General features: G+C 71.4%; 18 protein-coding genes. 11 read left to right on the top strand and 7 right to left on the bottom strand.

Features of this window, described 5'->3' with window-relative positions; genetic code table 11:
* Positions 1-5 precede the first annotated feature (5 nt).
* The 5 genes from EJ357_RS28480 to EJ357_RS28460 form a co-directional block, all read right to left on the bottom strand.
* Entirely contained in the window at positions 6-995 is a 990-nt protein-coding gene (locus EJ357_RS28480; RefSeq protein ID WP_126394385.1) for a malate dehydrogenase, read from the bottom strand.
* A gap of 515 nt (positions 996-1,510) precedes the next feature.
* Positions 1,511-2,833 (bottom strand): helix-turn-helix domain-containing protein, encoded by a 1,323-nt coding sequence (locus tag EJ357_RS28475; RefSeq protein WP_126394384.1) that lies wholly within the window; start codon positions 2,831-2,833, stop codon positions 1,511-1,513.
* A 421-nt stretch (positions 2,834-3,254) separates the two neighbouring features.
* The gene (locus EJ357_RS28470) at positions 3,255-3,734 is read right to left on the bottom strand and encodes a helix-turn-helix domain-containing protein (protein ID WP_126394383.1); all 480 of its coding nucleotides are present in this window, start codon (positions 3,732-3,734) and stop codon (positions 3,255-3,257) included.
* A 207-nt stretch (positions 3,735-3,941) separates the two neighbouring features.
* Positions 3,942-4,454, bottom strand: coding sequence for a DUF3017 domain-containing protein (locus tag EJ357_RS28465; RefSeq protein WP_126400129.1), 513 nt, complete (start codon positions 4,452-4,454; stop codon positions 3,942-3,944).
* 28 nt (positions 4,455-4,482) lie between these two features.
* Complete coding sequence (locus EJ357_RS28460; protein ID WP_126394382.1) at positions 4,483-5,337, bottom strand: bifunctional methylenetetrahydrofolate dehydrogenase/methenyltetrahydrofolate cyclohydrolase; 855 nt, start codon at positions 5,335-5,337, stop codon at positions 4,483-4,485.
* Between the two features lie 267 nt (positions 5,338-5,604).
* On the opposite strand from EJ357_RS28460, the gene EJ357_RS28455 reads away from it, so the two are divergent.
* The 7 genes from EJ357_RS28455 (at position 5,605) to EJ357_RS28425 (ending at position 12,260) form a co-directional block, all read left to right on the top strand.
* Positions 5,605-6,237 carry a hypothetical protein gene (locus EJ357_RS28455; RefSeq protein ID WP_126394381.1) on the top strand — a complete coding sequence of 211 codons (633 nt, stop codon included), beginning with the start codon at positions 5,605-5,607 and terminating at the stop codon, positions 6,235-6,237.
* 127 nt (positions 6,238-6,364) lie between these two features.
* The gene (locus tag EJ357_RS28450) at positions 6,365-7,111 is read left to right on the top strand and encodes an FHA domain-containing protein (protein WP_126394380.1); all 747 of its coding nucleotides are present in this window, start codon (positions 6,365-6,367) and stop codon (positions 7,109-7,111) included.
* Positions 7,108-8,715, top strand: a complete 1,608-nt coding sequence (locus EJ357_RS28445; RefSeq protein WP_126394379.1) for a protein kinase domain-containing protein — start codon at positions 7,108-7,110, stop codon at positions 8,713-8,715. The genes EJ357_RS28450 and EJ357_RS28445 overlap by 4 nt, the downstream gene beginning before the upstream one ends.
* Positions 8,716-8,807: 92 nt before the next feature.
* Positions 8,808-9,221: a hypothetical protein gene (locus tag EJ357_RS28440; protein ID WP_228472628.1), complete on the top strand. Its 414-nt coding sequence runs from the start codon at positions 8,808-8,810 to the stop codon at positions 9,219-9,221.
* A gap of 191 nt (positions 9,222-9,412) precedes the next feature.
* On the top strand, positions 9,413-10,153 hold the full coding sequence (locus tag EJ357_RS28435) for an FHA domain-containing protein (RefSeq protein ID WP_126394377.1): 741 nt from the start codon (positions 9,413-9,415) through the stop codon (positions 10,151-10,153).
* Positions 10,150-11,544: a protein kinase domain-containing protein gene (locus EJ357_RS28430; protein ID WP_126394376.1), complete on the top strand. Its 1,395-nt coding sequence runs from the start codon at positions 10,150-10,152 to the stop codon at positions 11,542-11,544. Before EJ357_RS28435 ends, EJ357_RS28430 begins: the two co-directional genes overlap by 4 nt.
* 95 nt (positions 11,545-11,639) lie before the next feature.
* The gene (locus tag EJ357_RS28425; RefSeq protein WP_175647552.1) at positions 11,640-12,260 is read left to right on the top strand and encodes a M23 family metallopeptidase; all 621 of its coding nucleotides are present in this window, start codon (positions 11,640-11,642) and stop codon (positions 12,258-12,260) included.
* Here EJ357_RS28425 and EJ357_RS28420 read toward each other — a convergent pair.
* Together EJ357_RS28420 and EJ357_RS28415 are read right to left on the bottom strand one after the other, a co-directional pair.
* Positions 12,257-12,463: a DUF397 domain-containing protein gene (locus tag EJ357_RS28420; protein WP_126394374.1), complete on the bottom strand. Its 207-nt coding sequence runs from the start codon at positions 12,461-12,463 to the stop codon at positions 12,257-12,259. The two genes, EJ357_RS28425 and EJ357_RS28420, sit on opposite strands and share 4 nt — an antisense overlap.
* Complete coding sequence (locus EJ357_RS28415) at positions 12,387-13,295, bottom strand: helix-turn-helix domain-containing protein (RefSeq protein WP_126394373.1); 909 nt, start codon at positions 13,293-13,295, stop codon at positions 12,387-12,389. The genes EJ357_RS28420 and EJ357_RS28415 overlap by 77 nt, the downstream gene beginning before the upstream one ends.
* Before the next feature lie 118 nt (positions 13,296-13,413).
* Here EJ357_RS28415 and EJ357_RS28410 point away from each other — a divergent pair, with 118 nt between their 5' ends.
* The 4 genes from EJ357_RS28410 (at position 13,414) to EJ357_RS28395 (ending at position 16,715) form a co-directional block, all read left to right on the top strand.
* Positions 13,414-13,623: a hypothetical protein gene (locus tag EJ357_RS28410; protein ID WP_126394372.1), complete on the top strand. Its 210-nt coding sequence runs from the start codon at positions 13,414-13,416 to the stop codon at positions 13,621-13,623.
* The gene (locus tag EJ357_RS28405) at positions 13,620-14,033 is read left to right on the top strand and encodes an ATP-binding protein (RefSeq protein WP_126394371.1); all 414 of its coding nucleotides are present in this window, start codon (positions 13,620-13,622) and stop codon (positions 14,031-14,033) included. Before EJ357_RS28410 ends, EJ357_RS28405 begins: the two co-directional genes overlap by 4 nt.
* A 50-nt stretch (positions 14,034-14,083) precedes the next feature.
* On the top strand, positions 14,084-14,653 hold the full coding sequence (locus EJ357_RS28400) for a peptidase inhibitor family I36 protein (protein ID WP_175647551.1): 570 nt from the start codon (positions 14,084-14,086) through the stop codon (positions 14,651-14,653).
* A 160-nt stretch (positions 14,654-14,813) separates the two neighbouring features.
* Positions 14,814-16,715, top strand: a complete 1,902-nt coding sequence (locus EJ357_RS28395; protein ID WP_126394369.1) for a serine/threonine-protein kinase — start codon at positions 14,814-14,816, stop codon at positions 16,713-16,715.
* The last annotated feature ends 88 nt before the right edge of the window (positions 16,716-16,803 follow it).

Genomic DNA, 16,803 nt, shown 5'->3' with positions numbered 1-16,803 from the left:
TCGGCTCAGATGAGGCCGAGACCGCGGACCGCGTCGCGCTCCTCCTCGAGCTCCTTGACGGAGGCGTCGATCCGGGCGCGGGAGAACTCGTTGATCTCCAGGCCCTGGACGATCTCGTACTTGCCGTCCTTGGTGGTGACCGGGAAGGAGGAGATGAGCCCCTCCGGAACGCCGTAGGAACCGTCGGACGGGATACCCATGGAGACCCAGTCGCCGTCGGCGGTGCCGTTGACCCACGTGTGCACGTGGTCGATGGCGGCGTTGGCGGCGGAGGCGGCCGAGGAGGCACCGCGGGCCTCGATGATCGCCGCGCCGCGCTTGGCGACGGTCGGGATGAAGTCCTCGGCGAGCCACTTCTCGTCGTTGACGACCTCGGCGGCGTTCTTGCCGGCGATGCTGGCGTGGAAGATGTCCGGGTACTGGGTGGCGGAGTGGTTGCCCCAGATGGTGAGCCGCTTGATGTCCGCGACCGTCGAGCCGGTCTTCTTCGCGAGCTGGGTCAGCGCGCGGTTGTGGTCGAGGCGGGTCATCGCGGTGAAGCGCTCGGCCGGTACGTCCGGGGCGGCGGCCTGCGCGATGAGCGCGTTGGTGTTGGCCGGGTTGCCGACGACCAGGACCTTGATGTCGTCCGCGGCGTGGGCGTTGATGGCCTGGCCCTGCGGCTTGAAGATGCCGCCGTTGGCCTCCAGGAGGTCACCGCGCTCCATGCCCTTGGTGCGGGGGCGGGCGCCGACGAGGAGGGCGACGTTGGCGCCGTCGAAGGCGACGTTCGGGTCGTCGCTGATGTCGATGCCCTGCAGGAGCGGGAACGCGCAGTCGTCGAGCTCCATGGCGGTGCCCTCGGCGGCCTTGAGGGCCGGGGTGATCTCAAGAAGTCGCAGCTTGACCGGCACGTCCGCGCCGAGCAGCTGGCCGGAGGCGATGCGGAACAGCAGGGCGTAACCGATCTGGCCGGCCGCGCCGGTGACGGTGACGTTCACGGGAGTGCGGGTCATGGCGTTCTCCGTATGACAGCTGGCGGTGGGTCGTCCCCGCCCCGGGGTGCGGGACGTCAGGATGATCGATCTCTTGGCGTCGAGAGATCCACCGGTCAGGCTATCGCGCCTCCGGGATCTCGCACGGCCGGGTCCGTGTGGCCCGGCCCACAGAATGTCGATCAATGGGGGAAACGGGGGAAAGGGAGCGGCCGCCCGGTCCGGGAGAGGGGGACGTGGGCGGCCGCTGGGTGGGGGTACCGGTTGCCGGACTCCCGTGGGGGTACGGTGCGCGTGCCCACTTTGCGGGCGGGCATTCCTGCCGACCGGATTCTTTTTTCGCCCCCGCCGCCCTACCCGTCCCGTCCCCGGGGGCTGCCGCCCCCAGACCCCCGCATCGGCCCGAAGGGCCTCGTCCTCAAACGCCGGACGGGCTGAAATACGCGGGCCGGCATCGAGAAGTCACGGTGGGACCTCGCCCTCGGACGCCGGACAGGCTGAACTGCCCGACCGGCGTCCGGGAGCGCGGCACGCCGCTACTGCGTGCAGCCTTCCTGCCCTACCGCCAGCGTCGCGCACGCGATCGCCTCGCCCGCGTCCTTCACGGCCACCATCGGGGTGTACGCGATCGTGTCCCCGGCCGCGGTGATCGTGCCGGTCTGCTTCTTCTTGCCGACCGTCACCGCCACCTCGTCGCCCTGCGCGGCTTGCGTGATGCGTCCCCACGCCGCGCCGCACGTCTCGCTGTAGCGCACCTCGACCACGGCCGTGCCGACGGTCGCGGTCTTGGCGGTGGTCACGAGGTCACCGCTGCAGCCCATGCTCTCCGCGTCCTTGCCGGTGCAGGAGTCACCGCTGCACTTCACCCCGGCCGGCAGGTCGGGGTCGGTCGTCACGGACGGCGAGGGGGACTTGCCGGCTTCCTCGTTCTTGTTCTTGCCGGCGCCGTCGGTGAGGTAGAACACCGCGGCGATGACGACCAGTACGCCGACGACCCCCGCGAGGAACATCGTCAGCCGCCGCTTGCCACCGCCCCCACCGGTGGACCGGCGTCTCGGACGAGGCCCCTGCGGAGGCTCGCCGTACGGACCGGGCGTCCCCGGCGACCATCCCGACGCCGCGCCGGAGACGTCGGACGCGGCGGACGCGGCGGACGCGGCGGACGCCGAGGACGCTCCTGACGGCGCCGCACCAGAAGTGCGGGCACCCGTCGTCGACGGTCCTCTATACCCGGCCAGCCCCCACGAGTTGCCCTCGGAGGAGCCGCCCTCCCGGACGTCACCCCCGGTGGAGCCCCGTACGGGCGAGTCCCGGACCGGAGAGTCCCGGACCGGAGAGTCCCGCACCACCGAGTCCCGCACCTCCGGCGCCGTGGGCTGTGTCGGCACCGTGGGCGGAACGGTCGGGGCCACCCCGGCCGGCCCCGCCACCCCGGGCGTGGGCGCGGCCGTGGCGTTTCCGCCCCTGCGCGCGCTCTTCCCGGTCTTCGCGCCCCCCTTGGCGTTCGCCGGCGGCGCCCCGAACTCGCTCAGCGCGGCACGCGCCTGGGAGATCCGGATCGCCTCCATGGTCATGTCGTGGCGCATCTCCGAACGGCTCCACGCGCGTTCGGCGAGCTCCCACATCGTCGTCAGATGGATCGGATTGGTGCCGGTGACCTCGGCGAGCGCCACGATCGCGCCCTTGGGCGCGAGCAGCCGCCCGTTCAGATACCGCTCCCAGGACGTCTTGCTGTATCCCGTACGGTCCGCCAGCGCCGCGATGCTCAGACCGCTGCGGTCCACGAGCCGCCGCAGCTGGCTCGCGAACTCCCTGACCTGCGGATCCAGTTCATCCGGCAAGGCCCTCCAACGAGGCATTGCTTCCCCCCTCTTCCCCCCGGTTCGTGCTGGTGTTTCTCGCGTTTCCCCCGCGCGTGGTGCCCTTTGCCGAGTCCCCGTTCTGGCTACCCACAGGGATGCGCCCAGTAAGGATCTCAGTTCCCGGGGTGGGGGCGCACGGGAGCATTGTGACGGTGGGCATGCACCGTTGCACGCCCGCCGGATGGCGTCCAGTGTTCCACCGGCTTCCCTCTCCAGCCGACACAACCCTGGCAGTAAGCCCTTGCTAGATAGGGGACGCCCCGGACTGTCCCGATCGACCACGCTAGCCCGGTTACCGAACGACTTCCTTGCAAATCCGCGAACTTGTCAACACATCGCCACACAGAACGCACATAAATGATCACGTGCGTCACATGCGATTCATTCGGGCAGATCCGGCACCGTCGTCCCGCCCGGCTCACCCCAGCGCAACGGCCCCGATCAGCGCCGTCAACGCCAGCGCCACGACAAGCACCACCGCGACCACCAGCAACCGGCGCGAGGGCGGCTCCGCCGACTTCGGCGGCGCGTCCCACCAGGGCAGGGTGGGGTCGTCCTCGTACTCGTCGGCCCCCTCCGCCGGCTCGGACTCCGGCTCGGACTCCGGCTGCGCCGTCACCGGCTTCGGCCACGCCTGCACCGCCAGTTCCCACCGCACCCCGAAGCGTTCGGCCTCCTCCTTGCCGATCGCCGCCACCCGGCACAGCGCCACGACCGCCTGCCGGGGCGGGGGCTGGGTGGCGTTCAGGTACCGCTGCCAGGAGGACTTGCTGTACGCGGTGCGCGCGCCCAGCGACGCCAGGCTCAGGCCCGTGCGGTCCTTGAGCTGCCGCAACTGCTCCACGAAGTGCCGCACCTCCGGCGGCAACTCGTCGGGCAGCGGCTGCCAGGAACTCATCGCTCACCTCCGAACCAGACCCGATCGGGTGACGACACGGGACGGCGCCTTGGTTCCCCGACGGACCCCACGTAGCGGAACGGTCACCTCCGTGCCACAGCGCACTGACAGCCGTTGAACAGCCCCTACACCGTGCCCGACTGTGGACACAGACGGCGGCCCGTCCTTGCTCGGGGGAGAGAACGGGCCGCCGTCATGCGCAGGGCGTCAGCTGTCCACCGTGAAATGCAGCGCGTCCTTCAGGAACGGCACCTTCAGCAACGGATCCGGCTGGGCCATCAGCGCCAGCAGCACGATCACCAGGCCCAGCACGCCGTACGTCGCGATGTCCGTGAAGCGGGAACGTACCGCGAGCATGCCGACGCTCGGCAGGAGCCACCGCAGCACCGCTCCGGCCAGCAGGGCGCCGCCGATCACCAGCGTGCCGACGCGGAACACGTCGAGCGCGGTGATCAGCAGGCCGACCCCGACCAGGCCGAGGACGAGGAGGACGGGCCACTGCCGGGCGGGCGCGGGCGCGTCACCGGCGGCGGCCCGGCCGCCGCCCTCGGGGCGGGCCGTGTCCCTCGTGAACAGCGGGAAGCGGCGGGTGGTGCGCCGGGGCACACCGTCCACGTCCGGGGCGCTCACCGGGTCCCGGACCTCGATCTCGTCGTCCGCACCGGCGGCGTCCTGCGCCCCGGCGGCATCCTCCGCCTCGGCGGTGCCGTCCGTCCGCACGGTGTCCTCCGCCCTCCCGGCGGTGCCCTCAACCGACACTGCGCTCCGCCGCCTCGACCACGTTGACCAGCAGCTGCGCCCGGGTCATCGGGCCCACGCCGCCGGGGTTCGGGGAGATCCAGCCGGCCACCTCGGCGACGCCGGGGTGGACATCGCCCACGATCTTGCCCTCGGCGTTGCGCGAGACACCGACGTCGAGGACGGCCGCGCCCGGCTTCACGTCCTCCGGGCGGATCAGGTGGGCGGAGCCCGCGGCCGCGACGATGATGTCCGCGCCCCGCAGGTGCGCCGACAGGTCCCGCGTGCCGGTGTGGCACTGGGTCACGGTCGCGTTCTCGCTGCGCCGGGTCAGCAGCAGCGGCATCGGGCGGCCGATGGTGACACCGCGGCCCACGACCACGACCTCGGCGCCCTTGATCTCGACGCCGTAGCGGCGGAGCAGGGTGAGGACGCCGTTGGGGGTGCAGGGCAGCGGGGCCGGCTCGTTCAGGACCAGGCGGCCGAGGTTCATCGGGTGGAGCCCGTCGGCGTCCTTGTCCGGGTCCATCAGTTCGAGGATGCGGTTCTCGTCGATGCCCTTGGGCAGCGGCAGCTGGACGATGTAGCCGGTGCAGGCCGGATCCTCGTTCAGCTCGCGGACGACCGCCTCGATCGCCTCCTGGGTCGCCGTGGCCGGCAGCTCGCGCTGGATGGAGGCGATGCCGACTTCGGCGCAGTCGCGGTGCTTGCCGGCGACGTACTTCTGGCTGCCGGGGTCGTTCCCGACCAGGATCGTGCCGAGGCCGGGCGTGACGCCCTTCTCCTTCAGCGCCGCCACGCGGGCGGTCAGGTCGGACTTGATCGCGGCTGCGGTGGCCTTGCCATCGAGAATCTGGGCGGTCATGGCCCCCATCCTCCCGGATGACGCCCTCCCGGTTCCAATCCGGGTCCTCCGTGGCCTGCGCGGCCGTATCTCCACCCGTATCCACTCATGATCAGTGATGTTGCACTTGCACAACACATACGGAATGCGGCTGGACAAGTAAGAGCACACTAAAGAACGATGTGACGGCAGTGCCGCGGGCAGTACCGGGGGGACAACCGCATCCGAAGCCCTTCCTCCGAACCGTGCCGCGCGTCCCCGCACTCGGACAACGGAGGAAAGACCGCCATGAGTTTCGGCGACCCGAACAACCCCTACGGCCCGCCGCCCCAGGGCCAGCAGCCCGGCTACCCGCCGCAGGCCCCCCAGGGCCAGCCCGGCTACGGCTACCCGCAGGGCGCTCCCCAGCAGCAGCCGCCCGGCTACGGCTACCCGCAGGGCGCTCCGCAGCAGCCCGCCTACCCCGGCTACCCGGGCGGCAACGTGATGCCGGTGGAGATGCCCGGCCTGATGAAGACGGCCCGTGTGCTGCTCTTCATCCTCTCCGGCTTCCAGATCCTCTTCGGCCTCATCGCCGGCATCGCCGTCGGCGCCGCCCAGGACCTGTCCAACGGCGTCGGCTCCGGTGACGACACCGACGCGCTGGCGGGCCTCGGCTTCCTGGCCGCGGCCCTCCTGGTGGGTCTGGGCGCCCTCTCCATCTTCCTGGGCGTCAAGTTCAAGAACGGTGGCAACGGCATCCGCATCACGACGATCGTGTACGCGTCGCTGATGATCCTCGGTGGCATCCTCAACATCGTGAACGGTGCGAACGGTTCCGCCACCTTCGGTGGTCTCATCTCGCTCGCCATCGCCGGTGTCATCCTCGCGTCGATGGTCAACAGCGCCGCCACCGCCTGGTTCAGCCGCCCGCGTTACTGAGCACCCTCAGGGCTCAGTTCACGCCAATAGCAGCCGAGGGCCGTGTCTCACCCGTATGAGGGGGGCACGGCCCGGCTGCGTCGCCCTACTCTGACGTGGGTAGCCGTCAGGCACGGGGAGACGCACCTTGTACAGCATCATCGTGGTACCTCCGCCGACCACGGAGGACGAGAACCACCGCACCCAGATCCGTATGGCGCCCGGCGAGCGGCTGAGCTTCGGGCGTTCCGATTCCGGCAACGACCTCGCGATCGCGCACGAAGGCGTGTCCCGCAGAGCCGGTGAGATCACCGCCCAGGGCGCCTTCTGGATACTCAGCAACCTCAGCCGGGAGCAGACGTACGTCGTCGAGAACCCGGAGGGCGCGGGCGAGCACATCAAGGTCGGGCCGGGGCGGCTGGACGCACCGGTGCCCTTCGAGTTCTCGCGGATCGTGCTGCCCGCGGCCGGCGATCTGCTGGCGATCCAGGTGTGGGCGCCGCGGCACGACTACCGCAGCGCGGACGGCCTGGACGGCGCCACCACCGCGCCCGCCTTCTCCGTCGACCGCACCAAGCGGTACTTCGCGGTGCTGGCCGCCCTGTGCGAGCCCCGCCTGCGCGGCGAACCGCATGCCGCGCTGCCCACCGTCGACCAGGTCGTCGACCGGCTGCGACCCAACTGGCCGGCCGCGTCCCGCACTTCCGTGCAGTGGAACATCGACTATCTCGCGGTGAAGCTGCGGCTCAAGCCGGGCCCGGAGGAGGCGGACACCGGCCCGCGCCTCAACGGCAAGAAGGAGTCGCTGGTCTCGCTGGCGCTGCGCTTCGATCTCGTACGAGAGGACGACCTGGTCGTCCTGACGGAGCCGGTGCCGCGCCGGGTGGCCCGGTGACCGAGCCGTACGCCGTGCCGGTGCCCAAGGGGTACCGGGTGGGCGTGTGGGAGGTGCGGGAGCCGATCGCCACGGGGGCGTTCGGGAGCGTGTACGAGGCCAGGCGCGTCGGCGACGACGAGGCCCTCGCGAGCCGTGCCGCAGACGCCGAGGCCCTTCCGAGGACGGCCGCCCTGAAGTTCCTGCCGACCGGCACCGGAACCCCGCGCCAACTCACCCACCTGCGCGAACTCGTCGACCGCGAGGTCGAGTTGCACCGTCGGCTGAAGCAGCCGCGGCTGATCCGGATGTACGACACCCTCACCGTCGACGACCCGGCCCGCCCCGCCCTCGACGGCGCCACCGTCCTCGTACTGGAGAAGGCGGAGGGCTCCCTGTCCGCGCTCCTCGCGGCCGACCCCCGTCCCGCCGCCGGGCCCGCCCTGCTCGCGCAGATCTGCGAGGGGCTGGCGCAGCTGCACCACGCCGGCTGGGTGCACGGCGACCTGAAGCCGGCCAACGTGCTGCTGATGGCGGACGGTTCGGCGCGGCTCGCCGACTTCAACATGGCCGCGGAGATGGAGGGCACGCACGCGTACACGCACGCCTTCTCCACGCCCGACTACACGCCGCCCGAGCTGCTCTGGTCCGAGATCGGCGAGCGGGGCCGCCGGATCCGCCCCTCGGCGGACGTCTGGGCCTTCGGTGTCCTGGCGCACCTGCTCCTGACCGGCTCCTTCCCGCTGCCGGGGGCCACCCCGACGGCCCGCCGCGACGCGGCCGCCGCGTACGCCCGCGGCACCGACGACCTGCGGTTGTCGCCCGAACTCCCGGACGACTGGCGGGAGATCGTGCGCGACTGCCTGACCCGCACACACGCCGACCGGGTCGGCACGCGGGACCTGCTGCGGCGGGTGGAGGCCGCGGCGGGCACCGGCCGCTCACCGCGGCTGCCGCGGGCCCTGCGCGGGCGCCGCTCCCGCCGTACGACGGTGCTGGCGGCGGCGACCGCCGTGGTGGCGGTGGCCGCGCTCGGCTACGGCGTCAGCAACTGGACGGACACCGACGCGCGAGGGAGCGGGGCCGGGGCCTCGGGCGCCGGGACCACGAAGGTCACGGCCGCCACCTACGGCGCCTCCGAACTCCGCACGGACAAGGGCGTCCCGGTGGCCTACCGCCGGCTGATCGTCGACTCCGCCCACGACTGCGTCCAGCCGGAGGTCACGCCCGCGCTGATCGCCGCCCTGCTGAAGGCGGAGAGCGACTTCGACCCGGACCTGTCCGACCCGTCCGTGGGCGAGGAGGGCGAGTACGGGATCGCGCGCTGGACGCCGAGCCTGCTGCGCTGGTGGATCCGCGCGGACGGCGTCCCCGCGAAGGAGACCCCCAAGCCGCCCCTCTCCCCCGCCGAGTCCATCCCGGCCGTGGGCCGCTACCTCTGCTACATGGAACCGCTCCTCGACCAGAAGGGCCTGTCCGGCGACCGCCGGGTTCTGCTGGCGGCCGCGTACCGGACGTCGACCAAGGTGGTGAACAACGCGGGCGGGGTTCCCCCGAAGTACCGCGACTACGCCGCCCGCGTCGCTCACCACCTCAAGGAGTACACGCCGCCGGGCAAGCAGTGACCCTGAGAGTTCTCAGGTACCGCGCGCGACCGGCCGGCGGCACCGTGGTCCTGTCCACCAACGGGGGTGGCAGGACCGGAAGGACACCGACCATGAAGCGCATGCTCGCCTCGCTGGGCGCGACGGCGGTACTGGCGACGGGCGTCGTCGCTCTGACACCGGCGGGCGCGTCCGCGGCACCGAACGGCTGCTGGGGGAACGCCGGCACGAAGACCGACCCCGACGGGCGCACCTACACGGCCCGCTACTGCCACAACTACCAGGGCGGGAACGTCTACCTCTACCGCCAGCCGATCGGCTACCTGTACGCGGGCGACAACTGGTTCGTCTGCCAGTCGAAGGTCCCGGAGTTCCCCAACCCGCCCGTCGGCGACGCCCGTAACGACTGGTGGCTCTACACGCAGGGCGACACCGGCAGCTCGCACAACGCCTGGGGTTACTTCCCTGCGAACAAGGTGTCGGGCGGCAACAACTACGAGCCCATCCCGGGGCTGCCGGTCTGCTGACCGACGTCCGGCCCCGCCGCGGCCTCCGGCTCCCTCGGGGGAGGGCCGGAGGCCGTCGCGCACACTCCTCCCGCGTTATCGCGGAAACCTGCACGACTTGCACACGACACGCCGTCTTTTGCATGCCCATGGCCTTTCGCGGCATGCGCTTTCTACCCTGACCCCAGTTTCTGTCGGGGGAGGAAGCCGTCATGCACAGCATCATTGTCGTGCCCATGTACAGCACGCGCCCGGACGATCACATTCAGCTCGACCCCGGTGATTCCCTGCTCTTCGGCCGTACGGCACGAGCGCGCGGCCCGCACCTGGTCATCGCGCACGAGGGCGTCTCCCGGGAGGCCGGAGAGATCACGGCGGCGGGCGCCTACTGGAGGCTCAGCAATCTGAGCAGCGCCCAGACGTACGTGGTCGAGAACCCGGAAGGCGCGGGCGAGCACCTCAAGGTCCCGCCGGGCCGGCTCGACGCCCCCGTGCCCTTCGAGTTCTCGCGGGTGGTGCTCCCGGCCGGGAGCGAGCTGCTGACCTTCGACGTCTGGGCCCCGCGCCACGACTATCTGGACCGGCCCGGCCCGAGGGACGGGGCGCCCACCGCGTCCGCCTTCCCGCTCGACCGCGGCAAGCGGTACTTCCAGGTCCTGGTCGCCCTCTGCGCCGCGCGCCTGCGTGAGCCGCACGCCCCGCTGCCCACGGCCGAGGAGCTGGTCGAGCGGCTCCGCCCGCTGTGGCCGTCGGTCTCCCGGGCGTCGGTGGCGTGGAACATCGACTACCTGGCGGTCAAGCTGCGCCTCAAGCCCGCTCCGGACACGACGCCGGCCGGTGGTCCCCGCCTCAACGGTAAGAAGGAGCGCCTGGTCTCCCTGGCCCTGCGCTTCGACCTCGTGCGGGAGGACGATCTCGCGCTGCTGAGCGAGAAGGCGGAGGCCGGCCGATGAGCGACGAGCCGTCGTCGCACGCCGTGCAGGTCCCGCGCGGATACCGCGTCGGCGCCTGGGAGGTGGGCGAGCCCATCGCGTCCGGGGCCTTCGGCAGCGTCTACGCCGCCCGGTGCGCCGAGCCCACCGAGAGCGGGCCTGCCGAGGTCGCGCTGAAGTTCCTGCCCACGGGCACGCGCACCCCGCGCCAACTGGGTCACCTGCGCGAACTCGCCGAGCGGGAGACCGAGTTGCTGCGTCGGCTCCAGCGTCCGCGCCTCATCCGGATGTACGAGGCGCTGACCGTGGACGACCCCGACCGCCCCGGCCTCGACGGCGCCACGGTCCTCGTACTGGAACGCGCCGAGGGCTCCCTCGACCAGTTGCTGGACCAGCTGTCGGCCCGGCTGCGGAGCCGTCGCGGCGCCCCGGCCGACCATGCCGTGGCCGTCCCGGGCGGGCCGTCCCTGGTCGCCCAGATCTGCGAGGGCGTGGCCCATCTGCACCACGCGGGCTGGGTGCACGGCGACCTCAAACCGGCCAACGTGCTGCTGATGGCGGACGGTTCGGCGCGGCTCGCCGACTTCAACATGGCGGCAGAGCTGGACGGCACCCACGCCTACTCCCCCGCGTTCACGACCTCCGACTACACCCCGCCCGAGCTCCTGTGGGCCGAGGTCGGCGAACGCGGCCACCAGACCCGCCCCACCGCCGACATCTGGGCCTTCGGCATCCTCGCCCACCTGGTGCTGACCGGCAGCCTGCCGTTCCCCGGGACGAACCCGACGGCCCGCCGGGAGTCGGTCCAGCGCTACGCCAAGGGCCGGGACGAGCTGCGCCTGTCACCCGAACTCCCGGACGTCTGGAGGCAGATCGTCACCGACTGCCTCGCCCCCACGCACGCCGAGCGGGCCACGCACACCGCACAGTCCCTGCTCCGCCGGGTCGAAGCCGCGGCCGGGGCGGCCCGTTCACCTCGGCTGCCCCGGCTGAAACCGAGGCGCGGGCCGCATCCGGCCGTCCTCGGCACGCTCGCGGCGCTCGCGGCGGTGTCGCTGGCCGCCGCTGGCCTCCTCGCCCTGCGCGAGCCCGCGCCCCAGGGGTACGCGCGCTGCGACCAGGGAGACGTCTGCTTCTTCACCAAGCGGGACGGACAGGGCGAGATGTGCGCCTGGTACGAGCGCGACCACGACTGGATCGGCGGCGTCATCGTCTGCGACTGGGCGAAGACCACCCGGCCGAGGTCGGCCTTCAACAACGGCTACGTCGGGGATCCGCACCACGACGTCCAGCTCTTCCGCGAGGCCGACTGGAAGGAGCCGTTCGGCTGCATTCAGGAGCTCCAGAAGGTCAACTTCCCTGACCGCGGGGGCCTGGTGATCCGCTCCCACGAATGGGTCCGCTCCTGCTGAACCGACCGCCCTACAACTTTCGAGGTTCCGCGGTGACGCCGGGCACCGAATGCTTGTCGCGTCCGCACCGAAGTACGACAACGGGGAGAAAGCAGATGAAGACACCTGCGCTGACCGGGCGCCGCAAGACGGCCCTGGCCCTCACGACCGGCGCACTGGCCCTCTCGCTCGGCGTGCAGCTCGCCGCCACGGCGACGGCCTCGCCCAGCACTGACCAGACGGCCGACGCGATCGTGGTGGCGGCCAAGCCCAAGTTCCAGATGCCGTTCGCCTGCAACACCCACTGGCAGCTCAACACGTACGACAGCGGGCACAACCCGGCACTGGACATCGTGGTGAAGGACAACACGGGATCGTCCGGGAAGAACGTGATGCCCGGCTACAGCGGCAAGGTGGCCAAGACCTTCTGGGACCGGGGCGCCGGCAACGTCATCGTCATCGACCACGGCAGCGGCTGGTACACGGCGTACTACCACCTCAGGGAGAAGCACGACAAGTACGTCCAGAAGGGCGACCGCGTCACCGCGGGGACCAGGATCGGCCACATCGGCGCCACCGGCGCCAACAGCGGCGGTTGGGCGCACCTGCACTACGAGCAGCGCTACAAGACGAACGGCATCCCGACGGAGTCCGACCGCGAGGCCGTGCACTTCAACGGCAAGGAGTACACGGGCGCGGGGAAGGAGTGGAAGGACGTCGTCAGCAAGAACTGCTAGGACGCCTTGAGGGAGTCGAGGAAGAGGGCCCAGGACTGGTGGGGGAACACCAGGGCTGGGCCCTTGGGGTTCTTGGAGTCGCGAACGGGGACCGTGCCGGGAACGTTGTGAGCGACCTCGACGCACTCACCGCCGGTCCCGTTGCTGTAGCTGCTCTTGCGCCACTGAACGGAGCTCAGGTCGATGTTGCTCTTGGGCTTCATTCCGGTAATCCTCTGCAGCTGCCTCGATCATGGCCAGGGACGCCTCCGGCGGCAGTGCGGCGGCCCTGAGCAGATCGTACGACTCGCGGTACTCCATCACGAGGGCCGGATAGTCGATGACTTGGCTGCTGTGCAGACCTTCGGTGTACACGAGCGGCGGCGCGTCGAAGAAGGTCATGATCCGGGCCATTCCCATCATGAACGGGTGGGTCGCGGCGGTTTCCGGGAGGATCTGCACAATGGACCGCGTGGCCCTGACCACCTCTGCGATGTGATCGAGCAGTTCGGCCATCCCCTCAGGCGGCAGCACCCGGCGCCGGATGACCGACTCATCGAGAACCGCCCAGAACTTCGGTGGCGACTGCCCCGCAAATAGCCTCGCGCGGTCCAGACGGGCATTAACGATCTCCTCGACCTCATCGTCCGAGGCTCGCGGCATCGCCGACCGAGTGATCGCCGTCGTGTATGCCCTGGTCTGCAACAGCCCGGGCACGAACACGGGAGCCCAGTCCTCGATGGTCCGCGCCAACTTCTCCAGTTCGGCGATGTCCGCGAAGTACTCGGCGATACCCGCCCGCCGCGCCTTCGCCGCATCTTCACACCGCCGCTGGAAAAAGCCGTCCGTCCCCAACCGCTCATCCACGTGCTTGGCGAGATCCTCCGGCATGCGCCGCTCGCCCCGCTCGATCTGGCTGAGGAACGAGATCCCCCGAAAACTCCCCTGCGCCAACTGCTCCAGCGTCAGCCCGGCGGCCTCCCGCTTGAAGCGCAACTCGGCGCCGTAGAAGCAGGGAACGCTCACCGAAGCGTCGGTGTCCTTGCGTGCGGGCACAACTCACCACCACTGTTTGCCAGTTACCGTGCGCAACCCAAACCCCTTTGACGGTACGCCGATTCACGCCACTCTGTGACCGATTCACCACACAGCGCACACAGAAAGGCATACGGCGATGACCGCCCCCCACCCCACCGAGGTCGACGCCCACCTCGAACAACTCCGCGCAGCCCTGGCAGCGAACGGCATCACGCTCCCTTCCCTGCGGGTCAATCTGCCCTCCCTCACCGCGCTGCCCGCCCGCCCTCTGATCGCACTCGGTAACTGCAACCTCGTCACGGCCGAGGCCCTGACCGCCGCCCTGCGCCGGGCGGCCGACCGGTGAGCCGACCCCTCGTCCTCGAACTGCTCGCGCTCCCCAAGGCCGTACCGGAGGTCCGTCGCGCCGTACGCGACCACCTGGGCGCGCCCTGCCCCGAAGCGCAGCTCTGTGTCAGCGAGTTGCTGTCCAACGTGATCCGCCACGTCGGCGAGGGCACCCCCGTCTCCGTGCGGCTGGCCGCGAGGGGACACGGTCGGACCCGTCTGGAGGTCACCGACGCGGACCCGTACTCCTGGCTGGTCGTGCGCAGACCGGCCGGGGAGCAGGAGACGGGCCGCGGCCTCCTGCTGCTCGACGCCGTCGCCGCGTGCTGGGGCGTGACACAGCGCCCCGGCGGCAAGACCGTGTGGTGCGAACTGCCGGGACCCTGCAACGTTGCAGGTACCGCTCGCCCCGTGCCCCCACCAGAGTGATGCATGCGCCGCCACGGGGGATGGCGCCCCGATCGAGAAAAGGGAGTGACATGCGCACAGCACGTTGGATGACCGCCGCCATCGCGACGGCCACACTGGGGGTCCTCGTCACGACAGGGGCCGCACAGGCCCAGCCGTCCGGCGGTCAGGGGGCTCTGGCCTCCTACCAGGGCAGGACCATCGATCTGTCGAAGGGCTGGCAGGGTGCCCACACCTGCGCGGTCTTCGCGCAGGACGACATCCGCTGCTACAGCACCGCGGCCGCCGGCGAGAAGGCCAGCGGCTACGAGCGGGCCACCGACAGGGTGGCGCTGGAGGCCGCCGAAGTGGGCGCCGCCGCCATACCGGCCTGCGCAAACGACTGGCTGTGCCTGTACCAGTTCGAGGACGGCGAGGGCAGGCGGCTCATCTTCCAGGACGAGGAGTGGCAGAACCTCGACGACTACGGCTTCGACAACAGGACGTCGTCGTGGCGGAACAACCAGGGGGACTCGGACACGGGGCGTCTGGCCCAGTACGAGGACGGCAGCTACAGCGGCTGGAACATCAAGCTCAGCGCGAAGGGCTACGCGAGCGAGATGGGCGACAAGGACAACAAGGCCAGCTCCGTCCACGGCTGACGGTACAGACAGCACAAGCGCACAGGTGATCCACGGCCCGCCGGCTTTCCGGCGGGCCGTTCGCCGCTCCCGCCGCCACCGTGCCGGGACGGTAGCCTTCTGCCAACTGGCGTGACGCAAGCGCGCGTTGTGAGAAGGCAGCACATCGGGGGATGGACCCATGTCAGACGAACGGCCGACGCCGCCGCACCCTCCGGCGTCCGAGGGCGCCGCGTTGCAGCAGGCCGGGGCGAGTCCGCCGGGCCCCAGGGACCCGGCACGGATCGGCCCTTACATCCCCCTCGGGCGGCTCGGCAGCGGCGGCATGGGCCACGTCTACCTCGCCCGCTCCGCCGACAACTCCCCCGGCCTCGCCGCCGTCAAGGTGATCCGCCCCGAGTACGCCGAGGACGCCCGGTTCCGGCGGCGCTTCGAGCGGGAGGCCGCCGTGCACGGCCAGGTGCACACGCCGCGGACGCCGGATCTGCTCGGCACCGGGTTCGACGACTCGCTGCTGTGGATGGCGACGCAGTACCTGCCCGGCCTCAACCTCGCCGACGCGGTGCGCGAGTGCGGCAGGCTGGAGGCGGCCGGGGTGTGGCGGCTGGTGGCCGAGCTCGGGCAGGCCCTGTCGGCGCTGGCCGCGGCCGACGTCGTGCACCGGGATCTCAAGCCGTCCAACGTGATCCTGTCCCTGCAGGGCGCGCACGTCATCGACTTCGGCATCGCGCAGGCCGCCGACAGCAGCGCGATCACCACGACGGGCAACCGGGTCGGCACGCCCGCCTTCATGGCGCCGGAGTATCTGCGCGAGGCGCGCTGCGACACCGCCTCCGACGTCTTCTCGCTCGCCGGGAGCCTGATCTACGCCGCCACCGGGCACGCCCCCTTCGGGGACGGAACGGGCGTCGACGTGATGCACCGGGTCGCGTTCGAGGAGCCCAAGCCGGACATCATGGCCGAGCTCTCCGCCATCGACCCCGCGTTGGCCGCCCTCCTCGCCGCCTGCCTCTCCAAGGACCCCGCCGGGCGCCCCACCCCGCGGCAACTCCTCGACGCCGGCACGGCCGCCGGTCGCGGCCGCACCGCCTCCTGGCACGAGCCGCTGGACGCCCGGCTGCGCGCCCGACGGGAGGCCTGCGAACTGCTGGAGCAGGTTGCCGTCCAGGAGACCGTGCAGTTGCGAGCGCCGGACCAGGTGCGTATGCCGGGCCAGGTGCCCGCGCCGGACCACGCGCGTACGCCGAACCAGGTGCCCGCGCCGGACCAGTTGCGTACGCCGGCGCAGACCCCGGCGTTCCCCGCCCCCGCCCCCGGCCCGGCCTTCGCCCCCACTGTCGGACCGGCCACGCCGCCCGGGGCGTACGCCACCTCCACGCAGGCAGCGGCCCCGGAGGACGGCGGCAGACGGCGTAGGCGCAAGGCCTACCTCGCCGTCGCCGCGAGCCTCGCCGTGTGCGCCGTGGCGGCGAGCGCCTACTTCCTCACCCGTCCGTCCCTGGACGAAACGGCCTCCTCCACCGCCCCTGCGGCAACCGGCACCGCCGACGCCGGCGCCGACGAAGTACAGGCTTCCCCCGTCCCGAGCTCCTCCGCCTCTCCCTCCGGCGACAAGGACAGCGAGGAGGGGAAGGGGAAGGAGACCGCCTCCGCGACTCCGGAGGCCGCGGCCTCCACGAGCCCGGACTCCGCCGGAGGCGGTGCGGGCGGGACTCAGGACACTCCCACCGACGAGGCCTCCGACACGTCCGGCGGCAACGAAGGCGGCGCGGGCGGCGGTGGCGGTGGCCCGGCCCCCACCCCCACCCAGACCGCGACAGCCCCGGCCACCCCGCCCTGGCTCTCCGACTGCAACCACTACTCCGGCACCGAACTCACCCAGCGCGGCGACACGGGCCAGCGCGTCCTCCAGGTGCAGTGCATGCTCACCAAACGCGGCTACAGCGTCGGCGGCGCGGGCGTGGACGGCGAGTTCGGCGCGGACACGGAGTCCGCGGTCCGACTGTTCCAGAGCGACAAGGGGCTGGCTGTCGACGGCGACGTCGGCCCCAACACGTGGGCGGCGCTGCGCAGGTCGACGTAGCGCGGCAGTACCCGCGCGCGTCGGCGCTGTTTGCGCCCGTGCACTTCAACGGCAACCGGGAACGAGGGGCGCGCCGTTTCGTACGGCG

Origin of the sequence: Streptomyces cyaneochromogenes (assembly GCF_003963535.1) — a bacterium.
GTDB lineage: Bacteria > Actinomycetota > Actinomycetes > Streptomycetales > Streptomycetaceae > Streptomyces > Streptomyces shaanxiensis.
Note: the sequence above shows the minus strand (reverse complement) of the source record. Positions and strands in the feature narration are given on the sequence as shown.